Origin of the sequence: Pseudotenacibaculum haliotis (assembly GCF_042684245.1) — a bacterium.
Classification (GTDB): Bacteria; Bacteroidota; Bacteroidia; order Flavobacteriales; family Flavobacteriaceae; genus Polaribacter; species Polaribacter haliotis_A.
In genome coordinates this window covers 108,333-125,101 of sequence record NZ_JBHULH010000003.1, presented here as the reverse complement: position 1 = coordinate 125,101, position 16,769 = coordinate 108,333, and the positions used below count along the sequence as shown (strand labels likewise).

Annotated in this window: 20 protein-coding genes; 9 read left to right on the top strand and 11 right to left on the bottom strand. The window is 35.8% G+C overall.

What is annotated here, in order from left to right; genetic code table 11:
* Positions 1-27 precede the first annotated feature (27 nt).
* The 3 genes from ACFSRZ_RS06200 to ACFSRZ_RS06190 all read right to left on the bottom strand — a co-directional run bounded on the left by ACFSRZ_RS06200 (position 28) and on the right by ACFSRZ_RS06190 (position 2,220).
* Entirely contained in the window at positions 28-444 is a 417-nt protein-coding gene (locus ACFSRZ_RS06200) for a lipocalin-like domain-containing protein (protein ID WP_379665666.1), read from the bottom strand.
* 64 nt (positions 445-508) lie between these two features.
* Positions 509-1,315, bottom strand: coding sequence for an alpha/beta hydrolase (locus ACFSRZ_RS06195; protein WP_379665665.1), 807 nt, complete (start codon positions 1,313-1,315; stop codon positions 509-511).
* A 62-nt stretch (positions 1,316-1,377) separates the two neighbouring features.
* The gene (locus tag ACFSRZ_RS06190) at positions 1,378-2,220 is read right to left on the bottom strand and encodes a helix-turn-helix domain-containing protein (protein WP_379665664.1); all 843 of its coding nucleotides are present in this window, start codon (positions 2,218-2,220) and stop codon (positions 1,378-1,380) included.
* 104 nt (positions 2,221-2,324) lie between these two features.
* On the opposite strand from ACFSRZ_RS06190, the gene ACFSRZ_RS06185 reads away from it, so the two are divergent.
* Positions 2,325-2,537, top strand: a complete 213-nt coding sequence (locus ACFSRZ_RS06185; protein WP_379665663.1) for a hypothetical protein — start codon at positions 2,325-2,327, stop codon at positions 2,535-2,537.
* Here the strand turns inward: ACFSRZ_RS06185 and dut are convergent.
* Positions 2,534-2,965: a dUTP diphosphatase gene (gene dut, locus ACFSRZ_RS06180; RefSeq protein ID WP_379665662.1), complete on the bottom strand. Its 432-nt coding sequence runs from the start codon at positions 2,963-2,965 to the stop codon at positions 2,534-2,536. The genes ACFSRZ_RS06185 and dut overlap by 4 nt on opposite strands.
* 11 nt (positions 2,966-2,976) lie before the next feature.
* On the bottom strand, positions 2,977-3,312 hold the full coding sequence (locus ACFSRZ_RS06175) for a n-acetylglutamate synthase (RefSeq protein WP_379665661.1): 336 nt from the start codon (positions 3,310-3,312) through the stop codon (positions 2,977-2,979).
* A gap of 118 nt (positions 3,313-3,430) precedes the next feature.
* On the opposite strand from ACFSRZ_RS06175, the gene ACFSRZ_RS06170 reads away from it, so the two are divergent.
* On the top strand, positions 3,431-4,426 hold the full coding sequence (locus ACFSRZ_RS06170) for an NAD(P)H-dependent glycerol-3-phosphate dehydrogenase (RefSeq protein ID WP_379665660.1): 996 nt from the start codon (positions 3,431-3,433) through the stop codon (positions 4,424-4,426).
* Here ACFSRZ_RS06170 and ACFSRZ_RS06165 read toward each other — a convergent pair.
* A complete protein-coding gene (locus ACFSRZ_RS06165; RefSeq protein ID WP_379665659.1) occupies positions 4,423-5,748 on the bottom strand; it encodes an aspartate kinase in 1,326 nt (441 codons plus the stop codon). The genes ACFSRZ_RS06170 and ACFSRZ_RS06165 overlap by 4 nt on opposite strands.
* Positions 5,749-5,849: 101 nt before the next feature.
* On the opposite strand from ACFSRZ_RS06165, the gene ACFSRZ_RS06160 reads away from it, so the two are divergent.
* Together ACFSRZ_RS06160 and ACFSRZ_RS06155 are read left to right on the top strand one after the other, a co-directional pair.
* Complete coding sequence (locus ACFSRZ_RS06160; RefSeq protein WP_379665658.1) at positions 5,850-6,509, top strand: hypothetical protein; 660 nt, start codon at positions 5,850-5,852, stop codon at positions 6,507-6,509.
* A 13-nt stretch (positions 6,510-6,522) separates the two neighbouring features.
* Entirely contained in the window at positions 6,523-7,800 is a 1,278-nt protein-coding gene (locus tag ACFSRZ_RS06155) for an MFS transporter (RefSeq protein WP_379665657.1), read from the top strand.
* 23 nt (positions 7,801-7,823) lie between these two features.
* On the opposite strand, the gene ACFSRZ_RS06150 is transcribed toward ACFSRZ_RS06155, so the two are convergent.
* The 5 genes from ACFSRZ_RS06150 to pheS all read right to left on the bottom strand — a co-directional run bounded on the left by ACFSRZ_RS06150 (position 7,824) and on the right by pheS (position 11,780).
* Positions 7,824-8,513: a LytR/AlgR family response regulator transcription factor gene (locus tag ACFSRZ_RS06150; RefSeq protein WP_379665656.1), complete on the bottom strand. Its 690-nt coding sequence runs from the start codon at positions 8,511-8,513 to the stop codon at positions 7,824-7,826.
* Positions 8,503-9,564: a sensor histidine kinase gene (locus tag ACFSRZ_RS06145; protein ID WP_379665655.1), complete on the bottom strand. Its 1,062-nt coding sequence runs from the start codon at positions 9,562-9,564 to the stop codon at positions 8,503-8,505. Before ACFSRZ_RS06145 ends, ACFSRZ_RS06150 begins: the two co-directional genes overlap by 11 nt.
* Positions 9,551-10,255, bottom strand: a complete 705-nt coding sequence (locus ACFSRZ_RS06140; protein WP_379665654.1) for a hypothetical protein — start codon at positions 10,253-10,255, stop codon at positions 9,551-9,553. Before ACFSRZ_RS06140 ends, ACFSRZ_RS06145 begins: the two co-directional genes overlap by 14 nt.
* A 109-nt stretch (positions 10,256-10,364) precedes the next feature.
* The gene (locus tag ACFSRZ_RS06135) at positions 10,365-10,760 is read right to left on the bottom strand and encodes a hypothetical protein (protein ID WP_379665653.1); all 396 of its coding nucleotides are present in this window, start codon (positions 10,758-10,760) and stop codon (positions 10,365-10,367) included.
* Positions 10,761-11,780 (bottom strand): phenylalanine--tRNA ligase subunit alpha, encoded by a 1,020-nt coding sequence (pheS, locus tag ACFSRZ_RS06130; protein ID WP_379665652.1) that lies wholly within the window; start codon positions 11,778-11,780, stop codon positions 10,761-10,763. It abuts the gene before it with no gap.
* A 204-nt stretch (positions 11,781-11,984) separates the two neighbouring features.
* On the opposite strand from pheS, the gene gdhA reads away from it, so the two are divergent.
* From gdhA to ACFSRZ_RS06105, 5 genes are all read left to right on the top strand, one after another.
* The gene (gdhA, locus tag ACFSRZ_RS06125; RefSeq protein ID WP_379665651.1) at positions 11,985-13,328 is read left to right on the top strand and encodes an NADP-specific glutamate dehydrogenase; all 1,344 of its coding nucleotides are present in this window, start codon (positions 11,985-11,987) and stop codon (positions 13,326-13,328) included.
* Positions 13,329-13,438: 110 nt separating this feature from the next.
* Positions 13,439-14,056, top strand: a complete 618-nt coding sequence (locus tag ACFSRZ_RS06120) for a LysE family transporter (protein WP_379665650.1) — start codon at positions 13,439-13,441, stop codon at positions 14,054-14,056.
* Positions 14,057-14,080: 24 nt separating this feature from the next.
* Positions 14,081-15,163 carry a DNA polymerase IV gene (gene dinB, locus ACFSRZ_RS06115; RefSeq protein WP_379665649.1) on the top strand — a complete coding sequence of 361 codons (1,083 nt, stop codon included), beginning with the start codon at positions 14,081-14,083 and terminating at the stop codon, positions 15,161-15,163.
* Positions 15,163-15,615 (top strand): GNAT family N-acetyltransferase, encoded by a 453-nt coding sequence (locus ACFSRZ_RS06110; protein ID WP_379665648.1) that lies wholly within the window; start codon positions 15,163-15,165, stop codon positions 15,613-15,615. The genes dinB and ACFSRZ_RS06110 overlap by 1 nt, the downstream gene beginning before the upstream one ends.
* Positions 15,612-16,724, top strand: coding sequence for an NAD(P)/FAD-dependent oxidoreductase (locus ACFSRZ_RS06105; protein WP_379665647.1), 1,113 nt, complete (start codon positions 15,612-15,614; stop codon positions 16,722-16,724). Before ACFSRZ_RS06110 ends, ACFSRZ_RS06105 begins: the two co-directional genes overlap by 4 nt.
* The last annotated feature ends 45 nt before the right edge of the window (positions 16,725-16,769 follow it).

The following is a 16,769-nucleotide window of genomic DNA, read 5'->3' as shown; positions in this document are numbered from 1 at the left end:
CTTTAATAAACGAAAAAACAACAGCTCTTATTTTACAAAAACAGAGACAAAACCATCGGCAGCCAAGCCATCATCAATACTCAACTTATCATCTTCTATCAAAAGATCTCCCTTTTTAATTCCCTCAATAAAAAGAGATATCAACTGTCCGTTTTGCTGAATATTAAAACTATAAGTTCCGCTATCTAAACCGGCATGAATGTCTTCCGGACCATTTGTAGTAATGTTGTTTACAACCGTAATTTCATTGGTTTGAAAATTAAATGTCCAGATTACCTCACCTTGCGAATAATCAATATTAATTCCTTGCAAACCACCATATACTTTCTTTAAGTTCCAATTACCAATTAAAGCTTCATCAAGAGATAACTGAGCTTCATCATTTTTGGTACAAGCGGTAAAAAGACTTACAAAGAATAGGAGTGCTACTAGTTTCGTTTTCATAGTTTTTCGAGTTTGATTTATACCCTATAGATGAGTAAGTTACAAAAAGGTTGCGTGAGAACCATTATTGTTTTTTTCTATCTTTTGAAAAAGCCAACAAAGCCGCTTGAATACTAGTAAGAGGTGTTGTTCCATGGTGATAGCCTTCAAGAATTTTAAAGTTCCATTTGAAATTAGAATTTTTATGTGCTTTCATAATAGCGTCTAACTTTTTGATAGGAGGTAAGAACTGTGTATCTGTTCCTCCTTCGGTACCCATTGTTACATAAAAGAAGGCTTTTTTATTTTTAAGAGCAGAAAGGTTTCGTTGAATTTTTAAGGTTATTTCTTCATCGTCTAGCTGAAGGTTTGGACTGATTGCTATATAAGCATTAAACAAACTAGAGTTATCAACAAGGCTATTTAAAACAAAAGTTCCTCCTAACGAATGGCCCAAACCAATTCTATAATCACCGGAGTTGTACTCTTTTTTTAGAAAAGGAATTACCTCATTCATAAGGTGGCTCTCAAGAAGCTTGGCCCCGCCTAAATTAGGAACTTTCCAATCTTCATTAACAGGAGCAGGTGTTAACTCATATTGCCTTTTCTTATTGTTGATACCTACAACAATACTCCTTGGAAATTCTTTGATCTCTGTAAGATAATCAACAGTAGAGGTAATTAATTTGTAATACGGATCCCACTGGGCATCAAAAACAAAAACAACCGGAAGACGCTCATCCTTTTTCATGTCTTTAGGAAGATGAACTTTAATCTCACGGAGGTCATTAAAAGACTTTGATTGTAATTTATGCAAACTGTCTCTTTGAGTTTGAGAAAAAGTTAGTTGACTTATACCTAAAAACAATACTGCTAAAAATAAAGATCTCATGTGTTTAATTTTTTAGCAAAAAAATGCAAAAAACAAACAATTAAATTGGTGAAAACGGACACCTACGAACTAAAAGTCCAAAAAGTATCTTCGTAGCCTAAATGTTGTACGTCTTTAAAAAAGCGTTTTGGGTTTACGCCGGTCAATTTTTTAAAATGTTTGATAAACTGTGCCTGATCGTAGTATGTATTGTTAATAGCCAGTTCTGTTAGTGATGAATTCTTTTTAAACAACAAATAATCGTTCAACGCTTTTCTAAACTGTACCACATCAATATAATCTTTTGGTGTGCAGCACAAGTGCTTTTTATAAATTCTAGACAAGGTCTTTTCGCTTACATCACAAGCTTGAGCAACTTCTTTTACTTGAATTTTTTGAGTAGAGCTTAAGATCTGTTGAATTGATTTTTTCAATCGATCCTCATCAAAAGCGCGATATTTTTTCAAAAAAAAGGAATCCAACAACTCCACCTTTGTATCAATACTTTTTTCCGCATAGATAGCATCGCATAACCGAATCATTTCTTCTCCGTAGTAATCAAAAGACTTGTCAATAGGATCATTAGCAATCTGAGAGAGAGAAACTTCTATAAAATGATTGATTCCCAACTCTTGAAAAACAATTCCGATCTTATCAAAAGGAGCAATAATTTCGGCAGTTCTAAACTGTTTTTGCACACCCGAATACAAAAAACTAAAATCTACATTTTTGTCTGGTGTGCTTATAGAATTGTTTTCACTATATACAACTTTCGAGTTCTTGTATATAGTAAAGGCGTTCTTAAAATTTGGGTAATAGATATATTTCTTGTGAAGCAAATCACTAGCTGATGTGTGAAAATAGTAATAAGAAATGGTATCGTGTAAAAAAGGGTTTTTGGGTTTTCTCGTTACAAACTCTTCCATAGTCAAATCTTAGATCCAAGGCACAAATATCAATAAAAAGTTGTCATATATGGCATGAATAGAATCAATAATAAACAGTTCCTTTAAAGCATAAAAAAAAGGAAATGAAAAGAGAACTAATAGAAGTTACACCCGCACAAAAAGAACTCTTAAAACTACTAGAACCAAAAGAAGCTAAACAATACTATGAGTCATTAAAAAACGTGTATTATCTAGCTACTTATTGTGTAGCTCTAGAAGTGGTAGATTTATCTGCTTCTAAAGATGTTTATGATTTGATGGAAATAATGTTGGAGCTTTTTGAAGATAGAACTTAAACTCCCGTACTTCCAAAGCCACCGGCACCGCGTTCTGTTTCGTTTAAAACATCTACTTCTTGCCAGTTTACACGCTCGTGTTTGGCAATAACTAACTGAGCCACACGCTCGCCATCTTGTACTACAAAATCTTCGTTAGACAAATTCACCAAGATTACTCCAATCTCACCACGATAATCTGCATCAACAGTTCCGGGACTATTCAAAACAGTGATCCCTTTTTTTGCCGCGAGACCGCTTCGCGGTCTAACCTGTGCTTCAAACCCCGGCGGCAGCGCAATGTATAAACCTGTTTTTACAATGGCTCTTTCTAAAGGTTTTAATGTAATAGGCTCATCAATATTGGCACGAAGATCCATACCTGCAGATTGTTCTGTTTCGTAAGCAGGAATTTGATGTTTTGATTTGTTGATGATTTGTAAGTTCATAAATAAATAGTTTAGATTTCTTCTAGCACAGAACTTCCTTTCGATTTATCGCCGGATGTCCATTGCCAAGATTCGTGTAGTCTTATTTTTCCGTTTGCCAACACCTCAGGAGTAGAAGTACACACACCGGTGTTTAGCTCGCCTTTACTGTTCACTTGATGGTATCGCATATCAATAACACCATGTTCATCTACAGTTCCTATCAAATGTCCTTTGCTAATAGCTCCTCCGGAGTATTCGCAAGTAAGGATATTTCCTTCTTGATGGTAGTGAAATCGCAAGCTTTCAGAAACTTCACCATTCTCTGAATTGCTAACGGGTTTAAAAATTTTATTGTGATAATTCATTTTAACGAATGCAACACGTACTAAAATGATTGATTTTACAGACAAACAAATATACTAATTCACTTAGGTTTCAGATAAAAGAAATTAGTACTTTTGAAGCAACTAATAATCCATACGTATGAGTACAGATCCTAAGATTGCCGTTTTAGGAGGGGGAAGCTGGGCTACAGCCATTATTAAAATGTTGTCTGAGAACTTAGACAATATTGGATGGTATATGCGAAGCGTCTACGCGGTTGAACACATTAAAAGAAATAAACACAACCCTAACTACCTGAGTTCTGCAGAACTACACCCGGAACAACTAGATCTATCATACGATATCAACGAAACAGTTAAGAACTACGATTATTTGATCTTTGCGATTCCTTCGGCATTTTTAAAATCGGAATTGGATAAACTTACCGAATCTTTAGAGGGAAAGATCATCTTTTCTGCCATTAAAGGAATTGTGCCGGAATCCGGTTATATCGTAGGAGAACATTTCTTTGAAGAATACAACATTCCTTTTGAGAATATTGGAGTAATTACCGGACCTTGTCATGCAGAGGAGGTAGCTATGGAGCGTTTGTCGTATTTAACCATTGCCTGTCAAGACCAAGACAAAGCTAAGTTTGTTAGCAAACGTTTAAAAGGACGATACATTAGAACTAAAATTTCTGATGATATTATTGGAACAGAATACGCTGCAATGTTAAAGAATATTTACGCAATTGCTGCAGGAATCTGTCACGGATTAGGTTATGGAGACAATTTCCAATCTGTATTGATGAGTAATTCTATTCGAGAAATGAAGCGTTTTATTCGAAAAGTACACAAGATGAAACGAAACATTAACAACTCTGCTTACTTAGGAGATTTGTTGGTAACCGGATATTCTACCTTTAGTAGAAACCGAATGTTTGGAAACATGATTGGAAAAGGATACACCGTAAAATCTGCCATGTTTGAAATGAGTATGGTTGCAGAAGGTTACTACGCAACCAAAAGTGCTTACAAACTCAACCAAGAAAAAGGAGCAAGAACTCCCATCATCGACGCTGTGTACAGCGTATTATACGATGGAAAAGAGGCAAAAAAAGTATTTGAAAAGCTAACAACAAAGCTCAATTAAGCAAAAGGCTCTAGTTGCTTTTTAAAAAGTTGTTGATTCAACGCATTCAATGCTTCTACCTTATCAGAGGTTTTTACCAATAAAGAAATATTGTAGTTACTACCTCCGTATGAGATCATACGAATAGGAATGTTTTGCAGTGCTGTAAAAACCTGAGCGCTTAACCCTTCTTTGTTTTGAGAAAAATCTCCGGCCACACAAACAATACTCAAATCTCTATCTACTTCTACAGCCCCAAACTCTTGTAAACCTTCTACAATTTCTTCTAAATGTTTGTCTTGATCTATAGTAAGAGAAACCGCCACCTCAGAAGTGGTAATCATATCAATAGGTGTTTTAAAATCTTCAAAAACCTCAAAAACCTTCTTTAAAAAACCATAAGCCATTAACATTCGATACGACTTGATCTTGATGGCTGTAATTCCGTCTTTGGCAGCAATAGAAGTAACCCCTTCGTTCACAGAAGAGTTTTTTATAATAGTTCCTTTTTGTTCTGGGTTAAAGGTGTTTTTCAGCAGAACAGGAATATTACTGTTCTTTGCCGGGATCAAACTCTGTGGATGTAAGATCTTAGCACCAAAATAAGCCAACTCTGCAGCTTCGTCAAAAGAAACTTCCTCTACCGAAAATGTATTATCAACATAACGAGGATCATTGTTATGCATTCCGTCTATATCTGTCCAGATCTGAATTTCATCAGCATTTACAGCAGCACCAATAAGCGAAGCCGTATAGTCGCTTCCACCACGATCTAGATTGGCAATCACACCCTCATGATCTTTACAAATAAACCCTTGTGTAATGGTAATATCGGTATTGCCAATAAAAGGACGAATATTCTGAGAGATCTGATCAATATCAGGCTCTTGATTGGCGTCTAAAACCATAAAATCTAAGGCAGAAACCAAAGCGCCGTCTATATTACGTTCTTGAAGATAGAGTTCAAAAATATGTGTAGAGATCAACTCACCTTGCGCAAGAGTTTGCTTGGTCAATTCAGGGCGATAAGGCGTTTGGATCAAAGTTTTAATTCCGTCTATTCTCTTTTGAATAAGACCTTTGGCTACCTGTAAATAAGTGGCTGTTTGAAACAAAGGATTCACAACCTCCAAACAACGTTTTTCTAATTGTTGAATGGTTTCCAAAACATTTTCATTACCTCTCTCATGTTCGCAACTAATCTGTACCAAAAGATTGGTAACTCCCGAAAAAGCCGACAAAACAACAATTTTTTGCCTCTCTTCTGAACGAACAATTTCTACAACTTTTTGGATGCTTTCTGAACTTCCTACAGAAGTTCCTCCAAACTTCATAACCACCATAAATGTTAAAATTTATCACAAAAGAACGCCAGACAATCATCAAGTACAATTTTATTTGATATTTTTACAAAATATAACACAGTGTTAGAAATTCAACAATCATGAAAACAATCCAAGAAGCTGTTGAAAGAACCATACGAAAAACACCCTTTATAGAAGAGGCATTGAATGAGAAGTTGATCAATGTTTCATCCTTAGCCAGAGAGATTTTACCGGACGTATCTAAGCTTTTACAAAAAGAAGTAAAAGTAGGAGCGGTAATGATGGCCATTAACCGATTATCTCCTGCCAGTGAGCTACGAATTCGTAAAAATATTCGAAAGTTTACATTGAGTTTGGGAGATTTTATTGTGCGTTCTGATCTAAGTGACTACACGTTTAAGAACACAAACTCGCTTTTAAAAGAGATTGCCAGAATTTTAAACAAGGCTTCAGAAAGCAATGATTATTTTATTACCGTTTCTCAAGGGATTTTTGAAACCAATATTGTAATTAGCGAAAGCTTGCAATCTTTTGTAGAAGAGTTCTTTAAGGAAGAAAGAATGATTAGTAGCGTAAATAACTTGGCTTCTATCACCATTAAACTTCCCAAAGAAAACCTTGAACAATCTGGAATCTATTACTTTATTTTAAAGCAATTAGCCTGGGCAGATATCTCTCTTCAAGAGGTAATCTCAACCACCAATGAAATGACGATTGTTGTTAAAGAAGAAGACATCAATCAAACATTTGCCATCTTAATGGATATCAAAGCAAAATAGCCCCAAACCAGCAGTGGAAAAGGTAAAGAAAGACCCTTACGCATCGTTACGAATTAGAGAATTCAATATTTTTCTAATTCTTCGTTTTGCCTTGGTCTTTGGGTGGTCTATGCAATTTATCATTATCGAATGGCAGGTGTATAGTATTACAAAAGATCCATTGTCTTTAGGAATTATTGGATTGATGGAAGTTATTCCCGCTGTATCTATGGCATTATTTGCGGGACATATTGTAGACCAAAAAGAAAAGCGAAATTTATTTGCGCTCTGTATCGCTGCCTTTTCTCTCATTAGTTTAGGATTGTTTATACTCACATGGCCGGAAGTAGTGGCCAACTGGTCAACCGATACAATTCTTTATAGCATTTACGGACTAGTATTTTTTGGCGGTTTCTTACGCTCGTTTTTTAGCCCTACCATCTTTTCATTAATTGCTTTAATCGTTCCTAAAAAACTATATCCTAATGCAGCAACCTGGAGCAGTTCTACTTGGCAGATCGCATCCGTTTTAGGACCAGCTTTTGCAGGATTTTCTATTCTTTGGATAGGCGTTCACTGGTCTTTGTGTTTTGTCTTCGGATTAGTACTTTTTTCACTTATTATGGTCTTCTTTATCAAAAAGAAACCGATACTGAACCCGAAAATTGGCGAACCTGTTATTCAAAGCCTAAAAGAAGGGGTCAAGTTTGTATTTAAAACAAAAGCAATTTTTACTGCGATGACTTTAGATATGATCTCTGTATTGTTTGGAGGAGCCGTGGCTTTATTACCTATTTATGCACAAGATATTTTAGAAGTAGGATCCGCTGGGTTTGGAGCGCTAAGAGCAGCACCGGCAGTTGGTGCATTTATAACCATGTTTATAACAGCCTATATGCCAATTAGCAGGAATGCGGGAATGAAATTACTCATGGCCATCTTTGGTTTTGGTGTGAGTATTATTGTTTTTGGAATCTCAACGGTCTTTTGGATTTCTTTAGTTGCCTTATTCTTTAGCGGTATGACAGATGGAGTTTCTATGGTAATACGACAAACGATCTTACAATTAAAAACACCGGATGATATGCGGGGAAGAGTTTCTTCTGTAAACTCGATGTTTGTAGGATCTTCAAATGAGTTAGGAGCCTTTGAAAGCGGCTTTACAGCAAAACTTATGGGAACTGTAACCGCAGTTGTTTTTGGCGGAACCATGACACTTATCACAGTTGTTACCACCGGAATCGTATCTCCATCCTTTAGAGCATTAGATCTTACCAAAGATTTAGAAGAACACGAGAAAGACGAAGCTTAAAAACACAAGAATTTTTGTTAAGATCATTCGTTTTTAAAACGATCTAAAAAATCAGGACGAAACTTTACACCAATCGGTAACTTATTATCATTTAAAACCACCAAATTTCCTTCAACTGTAGAAGCCTCTTTTAAATTGATCGCATAAGACTTATGTATGCGAACAAAGTTTGTTGGCAACATGGCTAAAATCTTCTTAAACGTATTATTGGTCATGATAAACTCATTTTCTAAATGAATTTTCACATAATCGCCAAAAGCTTCGATATAATAGATGTTATCCGTTTCTATTTTATGAAGTTTCTTATCTGCTTTGATCAATATACTTTCTGATGCTTGTTTCCCTACATCTTTTGATTGAATTTGCTGTACTGCCTTATTTACTGCTACCAAAAAACGCTCAAAAGAAAAGGGTTTGAGAAGGTAATCTACAGCACTTACATCAAAAGCTTCTACTGCATGTTCAGAATAAGCTGTAGAGAAAATAACTGCCGGAGGATTGCTCAGAGATTTATAAAAAGACAAGCCGGAGATCTGAGGCATATTAATGTCTAAAAAAATAAGATCAACAGGTTGCTGAGAAAGCACCGACATAGCTTCTATAGCATTGTTACAAACACCGGACAGATGCAAAAAATCCAGCTTAGATAAAAAGTTTTTTAAAACCAACTGTGAGGTTGGTTCGTCGTCAATGATCAGGCAATTAATTTTCATCAGTGGTGATTTTTAGAGTAACAGCAAACGAATCTTTTGTTTCTTCAATAGCAAATGTATGTTTGCCCGGGTAAACCAATTCTAAGTTCTGTCGGATATTTTGAATTCCTAGACCGGAATATTCTTCATCTTTGATCACTTGGTTTTCAGACACGTTGTTTTTAATATAAAAGGAGAGCTCTTTTTTCTTTTGAGTTAATGTCATGTGAACAAAAGTGTTTTCAATCTCACCTTTGATTCCGTGTTTAAAACTGTTTTCTATCAAAGGAAGCAATAACATCGGATATAACTCATAGGCTTCATTTTCAATAGAAACTTCAAAAGAAACATCAGCAGAATCGTGGTATCTATATTTTTGAAAATCAAGGTACTTCTGAATGAGATCCACCTCTTTTTTTAAGGAGATCATTTTTCCTGAGGTATCATATAAAACGTATCTCAAAATATGAGAGAGTTGAAGAATGGCAGATGAGGTTTCTTCCTTTTCTTCCAAAGACAATGAGTACAATACATTTAAAGAATTGAATAAAAAATGAGGGTTGATCTGAGATTTTAAAGATTTCAATTGAGTTTGAATCTCCATGTTCTCAATTCTAAGAATCTCATTTCTGGCCTTATTGAGTCGGAACCAATCTTCTGATAGTTTAAGCAGCATTGTGCCTACTAAAAAGACTGTAAAGATGATAAATAGCGTGGTATTTGAATGGTAAGAAACAAAATAGTAATCAGGAAAAATAACATCGATATACGAATTGAAAAACAACTTATTTACTTCTGTAAAGAGAAATAAGTTTGCCAAAAACAATACCGAAAAAATAAAATAACGCTCTTTGTTCAGTAATAGAGGAATGAGAACGTAGAGGTTGATAAAAACAGGAATAATAATGGTAAAAATAAAAGCTCCTGTATAGATATAATCAATTCTTAAAGGCGAAAAACTCTCGGCAAAAAAGAAGAGTAAGATAAAGTAAGAAGCCAACCACAGCACAAGGTTAAAGATCCATGTGCTGCGTTTGCCTTTTTTATTGAAAAGAAATCTAAGGTTTTGCATTGACTTTAGTTAAGGTAAATTTTGTGTCCGATTTCCACTTATCTTCATCTTTTGAAGCCATGTATTTTTTTATGAACTTCTGCAATTCTTTTGACTTAGCAGTTAGCAAAATACCACTTTTGTCAATTCCGGTTTTTTCATGCTCAATTTTTATTTTCTTCTGTTTAAAAAGTTCTTTCAAACGACTTTCATCCAACCAGTTTAAACGAACACTTTTATCTTCGGCAATATCAAATTTCACCAACGAATGAGTACTTACCAAATGATTTTCTATTAAAGACTCTGTTTCCAAATTGATCATTAACGGAGTAAAATCTAAAAAGTACTGACCTTGAACTTTAAATGGGTTTGCAAAGAAAACAGCTTCTTTTCCTTTTTTGGTTCTTTTGATGTAGTAACCATTCTTGTATTCTTCATAAAACTTCAAATCTTCTCCCTTTAAAGGAGGATCCATTTTTACAGTTCCATTAAACTCTACCTCACCGGTTTTTCCCATGATATTGTGTTCTTTATAGAACTCACTTTTAAAAGGAATAATTTCCCATGTGGCTCCTTGGTTGTCTTTCCAGGTTCCAATCAAATTTTCGTTGTAAGAGATGGTATCTTTTGTATAGAAAGGATGTAACGATTTTACAAAACAAGAGCTAAAAAGTAACACACTTAGCAACAAGATAAAACTTCGATTTTTCATAATGCTTTAAATTTAATTATTCTGGGTCAAAGCAAAGAACAACACGAAGGAAAACGAAAAAAAGTCGATAAACACAGTTGTTTTCTCGATGAAAAAGGAAAAACAGGAATTACTTAGCTAAAATACCTCGCTTATTCAGGGCAGGAATCATTCGAAGATTTCCTTCTTTGATGGTGTTTTTAGAAAACGTAAATGTTTTGTCAAACAAGGTATTATCTGCAAAAAAAGTTACCTGAAACTGATTGTTCAACTTAAAAAGTTCGGGCTGAATCAATTCTACTTTTGCAAAAGACTTGGCAGGTAAAGTGTCTAATTTCTTTCGCATCACAGAAGTTTGATCTTTTTCATCAAAACCTTTAGATACAATAACGATCATTTCCAGGTCTACGTCTTTTTCATTTAAGATGTAGATGTTCCAATCGTCTGTTTTGTAGATATCGTTATATTCTAAAACAGCAATAATTTGAACTCCGGAAACTTCAGGAATGTGAATGTCTTTTTTCAATTATAAAGCAGATTTGAATTGCTCTAAGAAACGAACATCATTTTCGTAGAACATACGGATGTCCGGAATTTGATACAACAACATGGCAATACGTTCTATTCCCATACCAAAAGCATATCCACTGTACACAGAAGGATCTATATTACAGTTTTGCAAAACGTTTGGATCTACCATTCCGCATCCCATGATCTCTAACCATCCGGTACCTTTGGTAATTCTGTAATCCGTTTCAGTTTCCAATCCCCAGTAAATATCTACTTCAGCACTTGGCTCTGTAAATGGGAAGTAAGAAGGACGCAAGCGAATCTTAGATTTTCCAAACATCTCCTTGGTAAAGTATAGCAAGGTTTGTTTTAGATCGGCAAAAGAAACATCTGTATCAATATACAACCCTTCTACCTGATGGAAGATACAATGTGCTCTGGCAGAAATGTCTTCATTTCTAAACACTCTTCCCGGAGAAATAGTTCTGATAGGAGGCTTGTTGTTTTCCATATAACGAACCTGAACCGAAGAAGTATGAGTTCTTAACAAAGTGTCAGGGTTCTTTTCAATAAAGAAGGTGTCTTGCATATCTCTTGCCGGATGGTATTCCGGTAAGTTCAATGCGGTAAAGTTATGCCAGTCATCTTCAATTTCAGGTCCTTCAGAAACCGTAAACCCGATTCTGTTAAAAACCTCAATAATTTGATTTTTTACCAATGAAATAGGATGACGAGCACCTAATTGAATAGGCTCGGCAGGGCGAGTAAGATCGCCATAAATACCAGAGTCCTCTTGAGCATTTTCAAGAGCTTCATTTAACGAAGCTACTTTTTCTTCAGCAGCATTTTTCAAGCTGTTCAAAGCTTGTCCAAATTCTTTTCTAGACTCAGGAGCTACGTTTTTGAATTCAGCAAACAGACCTTTCAACAATCCTTTGCTTCCCAAATACTTAATTCTGAATGCCTCAATCTCTTCTCTTGAAGTCGATTGGAACGCATTTACCTCTCCTAAAAGTTCTTTTACCTTATCAAGCATGTTAATCCTTCAATAATCAAAGGGCAAATTTACATTTTTTCAAACGATTGAGTTACCGAAAATGCAAGAAACCTTTATTGTTTACGAAAACGTTTGAAATGAATGCCTTAAGACAGAAACAAAAGATAAAAAAACATCTATCCATGTATGAAAAAAACTATCTTTGCGTCTTATAAATAATTAAACCAATAATCATACATAAAAATGGAAGCAAAAATCAATGCTTTTATGGAGTTGGTGAAACAAAGAAATCACCATGAACCAGAGTTTTTACAAGCTGTTCAAGAGGTTGCTGAAACAGTAATCCCTTACATTTCTACTCAAGAAATCTACGACGGGAAAAACATTCTTTTAAGAATGGTAGAGCCGGAAAGAGTAGTTTCTTTTAGAGTAAATTGGGTTGACGATTCTGGAGAAATCCAAGTAAACAGAGGGTATAGAATTGAAATGAATTCTGCGATTGGACCTTACAAAGGAGGATTGCGTTTTCACCCGAGTGTAAACTTAAGTATTCTAAAATTCTTGGCTTTTGAACAAGTGTTCAAAAATTCATTAACAACTCTTCCAATGGGAGGAGGTAAAGGAGGTTCTGATTTTAACCCTAAAGGAAAATCAGACAACGAGATCATGCGTTTTTGCCAAGCGTTTATGAGTGAATTATTCAGACATATTGGACCAAATACAGATGTACCGGCCGGAGATATTGGAGTAGGAGGAAGAGAGATCGGTTATTTATTTGGAATGTATAAGAAACTAAGAAACGAATTTACCGGAGTATTAACCGGAAAAGGAGCTTCTTGGGGTGGGTCTTTAATCAGACCGGAAGCAACAGGATACGGAAACGTATACTTTGCTCAAAACATGTTGGCAACTAAGAACGATTCTTTTGAAGGGAAGATTGTTACTATTTCCGGTTCTGGAAACGTAGCACAATTTGCTGCTGAAAAAGCAATTGAATTAGGAGCTAAAGTAGTTACATTATCAGATTCTTCAGGATACATTTATGACGAAGAAGGAATCAATACTGAGAAGTTAGAATTCGTTATGGATCTTAAGAATGTAAGAAGAGGAAGAATTCACGAATATGTAGAAAAATATCCGAATGCTACATTCGTAAAAGGAGAAAAGCCTTGGACTGTAAAATGTGATATCGCATTACCATGTGCTACTCAAAACGAATTGGATGGAGATGCTGCCAAAGCATTAATAGCAAATGGATGTACTTGTGTAAGTGAAGGAGCAAACATGCCTTCTACTCCGGAAGCGATCGAAGCATTCCACGCAAATGGAATCTTATTCGCACCAGGAAAAGCTTCAAATGCAGGAGGTGTAGCAGTATCTGGATTAGAGATGAGCCAGAACTCTTTACGTTACAACTGGACAAGAGAAGAAGTAGATGCTAAATTGAAGCAAATCATGGCAGACATTCACGCATCATGTGCAAAATACGGAACCAATGATGATGGATCTATCGACTATGTTAGAGGAGCCAACATTGCAGGATTTGTAAAAGTAGCAGACGCTATGTTAGCACAAGGAGTTGTATAAATAACAATTTCATTACCATAAAAAAAGGCGCTTTTTACAGGCGCCTTTTTTATTTGTCAAAAAATAACATCTTTGTAATAGCTTTTAGTAAGTAGCGACCAAAAAACTCCATGGGAATTTTATTTCACTTTTTACTGGGTTTTATCACCTCCTTTTTAGGAACGATCTTTCCAAGTATGCTTAGCATGACTACGGTAAAAATTAGCATTAGAGAAACCAAAAAAAAGGCCGTTTCCTTTGCTTTTGGAGTGTCTTTTATTGTAATTGGACAAGCTTACGTTGCTGTTGCCTTTTCTAAAATTTTACTAAGCAACCCAGCTTATTTACATACGCTACAGAAAATAGGAACTGTTGTTTTTACAGGATTAACCATCTTCTTTTTTTACCAGGCATTCAAAGTTCAAAAAAAGAAAGAAGGACAAGAAAGAAAGATCAAAGGAGTGGTTTCCGGAATGCTCTTTTCATTGTTAAACATGTTTGCTATTCCTTTTTACTTTGGAGTTACCAGTTCTTTGGCTATGATGGATTGGTATGAATTTTTACCGTTAAACAACCTGTGTTTTGTACTAGGCTCTTCACTAGGAACATTCTCTTTATTATCTCTGTACGTTCGATTGGCAAAAAGAATCGAAAAAAGAATGCTTTGGTTGGCAAACAAAATGGATTATATCCTAGGAACTGTAACTGCATTGGTTGCTATTTTCAACCTGATAGACCTCACGACATAAAGAGAAGTTTTGTAATTTTATTGAGTGTCTGAAAACCCTCAATACCGAAAGATCATTCATGTAGATATGGATGCTTTTTATGCTTCTGTAGAGCAGCTGGATAATCCTGATCTAAGAGGAAAACCGGTGGCTGTAGGAGGAAGCGAAAAAAGAGGGGTAGTATCTGCGGCGAGCTATGAAGCACGAAAATTTGGCGTCAAATCCGCTATGAGCGGATTATTAGCAAAGCAAAAATGCCCGCAGCTAATTTTTGTCAGACCTCGCTATGATCGGTACAAGGAAATTTCAACCAAAATCCGAGAGATCTTTTATGATTATACCGATTTGGTAGAACCTCTGTCTTTGGATGAAGCTTACTTAGATGTTACGGAAAACAAAAAAGGAAATCCATCGGCAAGTATGATTGCTCAGGAGATCAGAGATCGAATTTGGGACGAATTGGAATTGAGAGCCTCTGCGGGAATTTCAGTCAACAAGTTTTTAGCGAAAGTAGCTTCAGACATCAACAAGCCCAATGGGCAAAAAACCATTTCTCCGGAAGAAGTAATTCCCTTTTTAGAAGAACTATCTGTCAATAAGTTTTACGGAGTAGGTAAAGTAACCGCTGCCAAAATGCACAACTTGGGAATATTTACCGGAATGGATCTGAAAAAGAAAACCTTGGAAGAGCTGGTAAAACTCTTCGGAAAGTCAGGGAACTTCTATTACAATATTGTTCGGGGAATTCACCATAGCAAGGTAAAGCCAAACCGAATTAGAAAGTCTATTGCTGCAGAAAGAACCTTCTTTGAAAATATCTCTTCAGAGATTTTCATGCTGGAAAAACTAGATAAGATCGCAGAAGAATTGGAACGAAGAATGATCAAATCTAAAACGAAAGGAAAGACCATTACACTTAAGATCAAATACAGCGATTTTACTCAACAAACACGTAGCAAAACCATTACAGAATTCATTCAAAAGAAAGACGATTTTATGCCTATTGTAAAAGAGTTGTTGTATCAAGACACATTAAAGAATTCTGTTCGTTTACTAGGCATTTCTTTTGGTAACTTAGACACAGAAAAAAAAGAACCCGTTTGGGTACAACTAAAGTTTGATTTTTGATGCTTACACTTAAAAGAACAGACAATTCAAGTAGCGATTTTGTAAAACTGGTTGCAGAGTTAGACGCTTATTTAAAGATTACCGATGGAGACGATCACAGCTTTTACAATCAGTACAACGGGCTGGAGAACATCCATCATGCGGTGGTTTTATACGATGGTGAAAGTGCTGTGGGGTGTGGCGCTTTTAAACAATTTGATGAAGAATCTGTAGAGGTCAAACGAATGTATGTGAAGCCTAGTCACCGAGGAACCGGATCTGCTACGCAAATTCTAGAAGCTCTAGAACTTTGGGCAAAGGAAGAAGGAAACAAGCGATGCATATTAGAAACCGGCGAACGTCAGGTAGAAGCGGTGAAGTTTTACCATAAATCAGGGTACAAGCGAATCCCTAATTATGGTCAGTATGCAGGAGTTGAAAATAGTTATTGTTTTGAGAAGCAACTTTCATGAAGTATAGTTATTGGGAATACAAAGAATGGTTTGCCAACAACGATTTTATTGTTGTCGGAAGCGGAATTGTTGGACTAAATTGTGCCATTCAACTCAAAAAACGCTCTCCAAGAGCGAAAGTTTTGATCTTAGAAAAAGGCTTGCTGCCTCAGGGAGCCAGCACAAAAAATGCAGGCTTCGCCTGCTTTGGTAGTGTGTCAGAGCTACTGAGCGACCTGAAAAGTCATACAGAAGAAGAAGTTCTTCAACTGGTAAAAAAGCGATGGAACGGATTGCAATTGCTTCGTAAAACCCTTGGAGATGAACATATCGATTACCAGCACAATTATGGATATGAACTCTTTCAGGAAAAAACATTTTTCGAAGCGTGCCGAGCAGAAATTCCAAGGTTGAATACATTGCTATCACCAATCTTTCAACAAGATGTTTATGAGGTGGTAGAAAATCAGTTCCGATTCCAAAAAGTAACGCCAAATTACATTGTAAATCGTTTTGAAGGACAGATCGATACCGGAAAAATGATGGCAGAACTTTTGAAAAAAGCATTGAGCTTAGGCATCAAAATAATAAACAATGTAACGGTTAAAATGTATGTTGAAAATGGAGAGAAAGTTGTAGTGAATACAGATCAGGGAGAATTTATAAGCCGCCATCTTCTATTTGCTACAAATGGTTTTTCAAAACAACTATTATCAGAAAATGTACAGCCGGCCAGAGCACAAGTATTGGTTACAAAACCAATAGAAAATTTACATATCAAAGGAACCTTTCACCTAGATGAGGGTTATTATTACTTCAGAAATATCAATAATAGAATCTTGTTTGGAGGAGGGCGAAACCTAGATTTCCAAGCAGAAGAGACAACCGAATTCGGACAAACAGAATTGGTTCAGAAGAAATTGGAACAGGTTTTAAAAGAAACCATTTTGCCCGATACTCCTTTTGAGATCGATCAGCGATGGAGTGGAATCATGGGGGTTGGAGACCAGAAAAAAGCAATTGTAAAACAAATCTCTGATAAGGTCTTTTGTGGAATTCGCCTAGGAGGAATGGGAGTAGCTATTGGTTCTCAGGTAGGGAAAGAATTGGCAGACCTCATAGAGACCTGATAAATATCATATTATTTCTGCGAGATAGAGGGTTATTTTGTTGTT

What these genes read in the sequence shown, in the direction of transcription:
- ACFSRZ_RS06200 (WP_379665666.1), bottom strand. Translation starts at nt 444, where the DNA reads ATGAAAACGAAACTAGTAGCACTCCTATTCTTTGTAAGTCTTTTTACC.
- ACFSRZ_RS06195 (WP_379665665.1), bottom strand. Translation starts at nt 1,315, where the DNA reads ATGAGATCTTTATTTTTAGCAGTATTGTTTTTAGGTATAAGTCAACTA.
- ACFSRZ_RS06190 (WP_379665664.1), bottom strand. Translation starts at nt 2,220, where the DNA reads ATGGAAGAGTTTGTAACGAGAAAACCCAAAAACCCTTTTTTACACGAT.
- ACFSRZ_RS06185 (WP_379665663.1), top strand. Translation starts at nt 2,325, where the DNA reads ATGAAAAGAGAACTAATAGAAGTTACACCCGCACAAAAAGAACTCTTA.
- dut (WP_379665662.1), bottom strand. Translation starts at nt 2,965, where the DNA reads ATGAACTTACAAATCATCAACAAATCAAAACATCAAATTCCTGCTTAC.
- ACFSRZ_RS06175 (WP_379665661.1), bottom strand. Translation starts at nt 3,312, where the DNA reads ATGAATTATCACAATAAAATTTTTAAACCCGTTAGCAATTCAGAGAAT.
- ACFSRZ_RS06170 (WP_379665660.1), top strand. Translation starts at nt 3,431, where the DNA reads ATGAGTACAGATCCTAAGATTGCCGTTTTAGGAGGGGGAAGCTGGGCT.
- ACFSRZ_RS06165 (WP_379665659.1), bottom strand. Translation starts at nt 5,748, where the DNA reads ATGGTGGTTATGAAGTTTGGAGGAACTTCTGTAGGAAGTTCAGAAAGC.
- ACFSRZ_RS06160 (WP_379665658.1), top strand. Translation starts at nt 5,850, where the DNA reads ATGAAAACAATCCAAGAAGCTGTTGAAAGAACCATACGAAAAACACCC.
- ACFSRZ_RS06150 (WP_379665656.1), bottom strand. Translation starts at nt 8,513, where the DNA reads ATGAAAATTAATTGCCTGATCATTGACGACGAACCAACCTCACAGTTG.
- ACFSRZ_RS06145 (WP_379665655.1), bottom strand. Translation starts at nt 9,564, where the DNA reads ATGCAAAACCTTAGATTTCTTTTCAATAAAAAAGGCAAACGCAGCACA.
- ACFSRZ_RS06140 (WP_379665654.1), bottom strand. Translation starts at nt 10,255, where the DNA reads ATGAAAAATCGAAGTTTTATCTTGTTGCTAAGTGTGTTACTTTTTAGC.
- pheS (WP_379665652.1), bottom strand. Translation starts at nt 11,780, where the DNA reads ATGCTTGATAAGGTAAAAGAACTTTTAGGAGAGGTAAATGCGTTCCAA.
- gdhA (WP_379665651.1), top strand. Translation starts at nt 11,985, where the DNA reads ATGGAAGCAAAAATCAATGCTTTTATGGAGTTGGTGAAACAAAGAAAT.
- ACFSRZ_RS06120 (WP_379665650.1), top strand. Translation starts at nt 13,439, where the DNA reads ATGGGAATTTTATTTCACTTTTTACTGGGTTTTATCACCTCCTTTTTA.
- ACFSRZ_RS06110 (WP_379665648.1), top strand. Translation starts at nt 15,163, where the DNA reads ATGCTTACACTTAAAAGAACAGACAATTCAAGTAGCGATTTTGTAAAA.
- ACFSRZ_RS06105 (WP_379665647.1), top strand. Translation starts at nt 15,612, where the DNA reads ATGAAGTATAGTTATTGGGAATACAAAGAATGGTTTGCCAACAACGAT.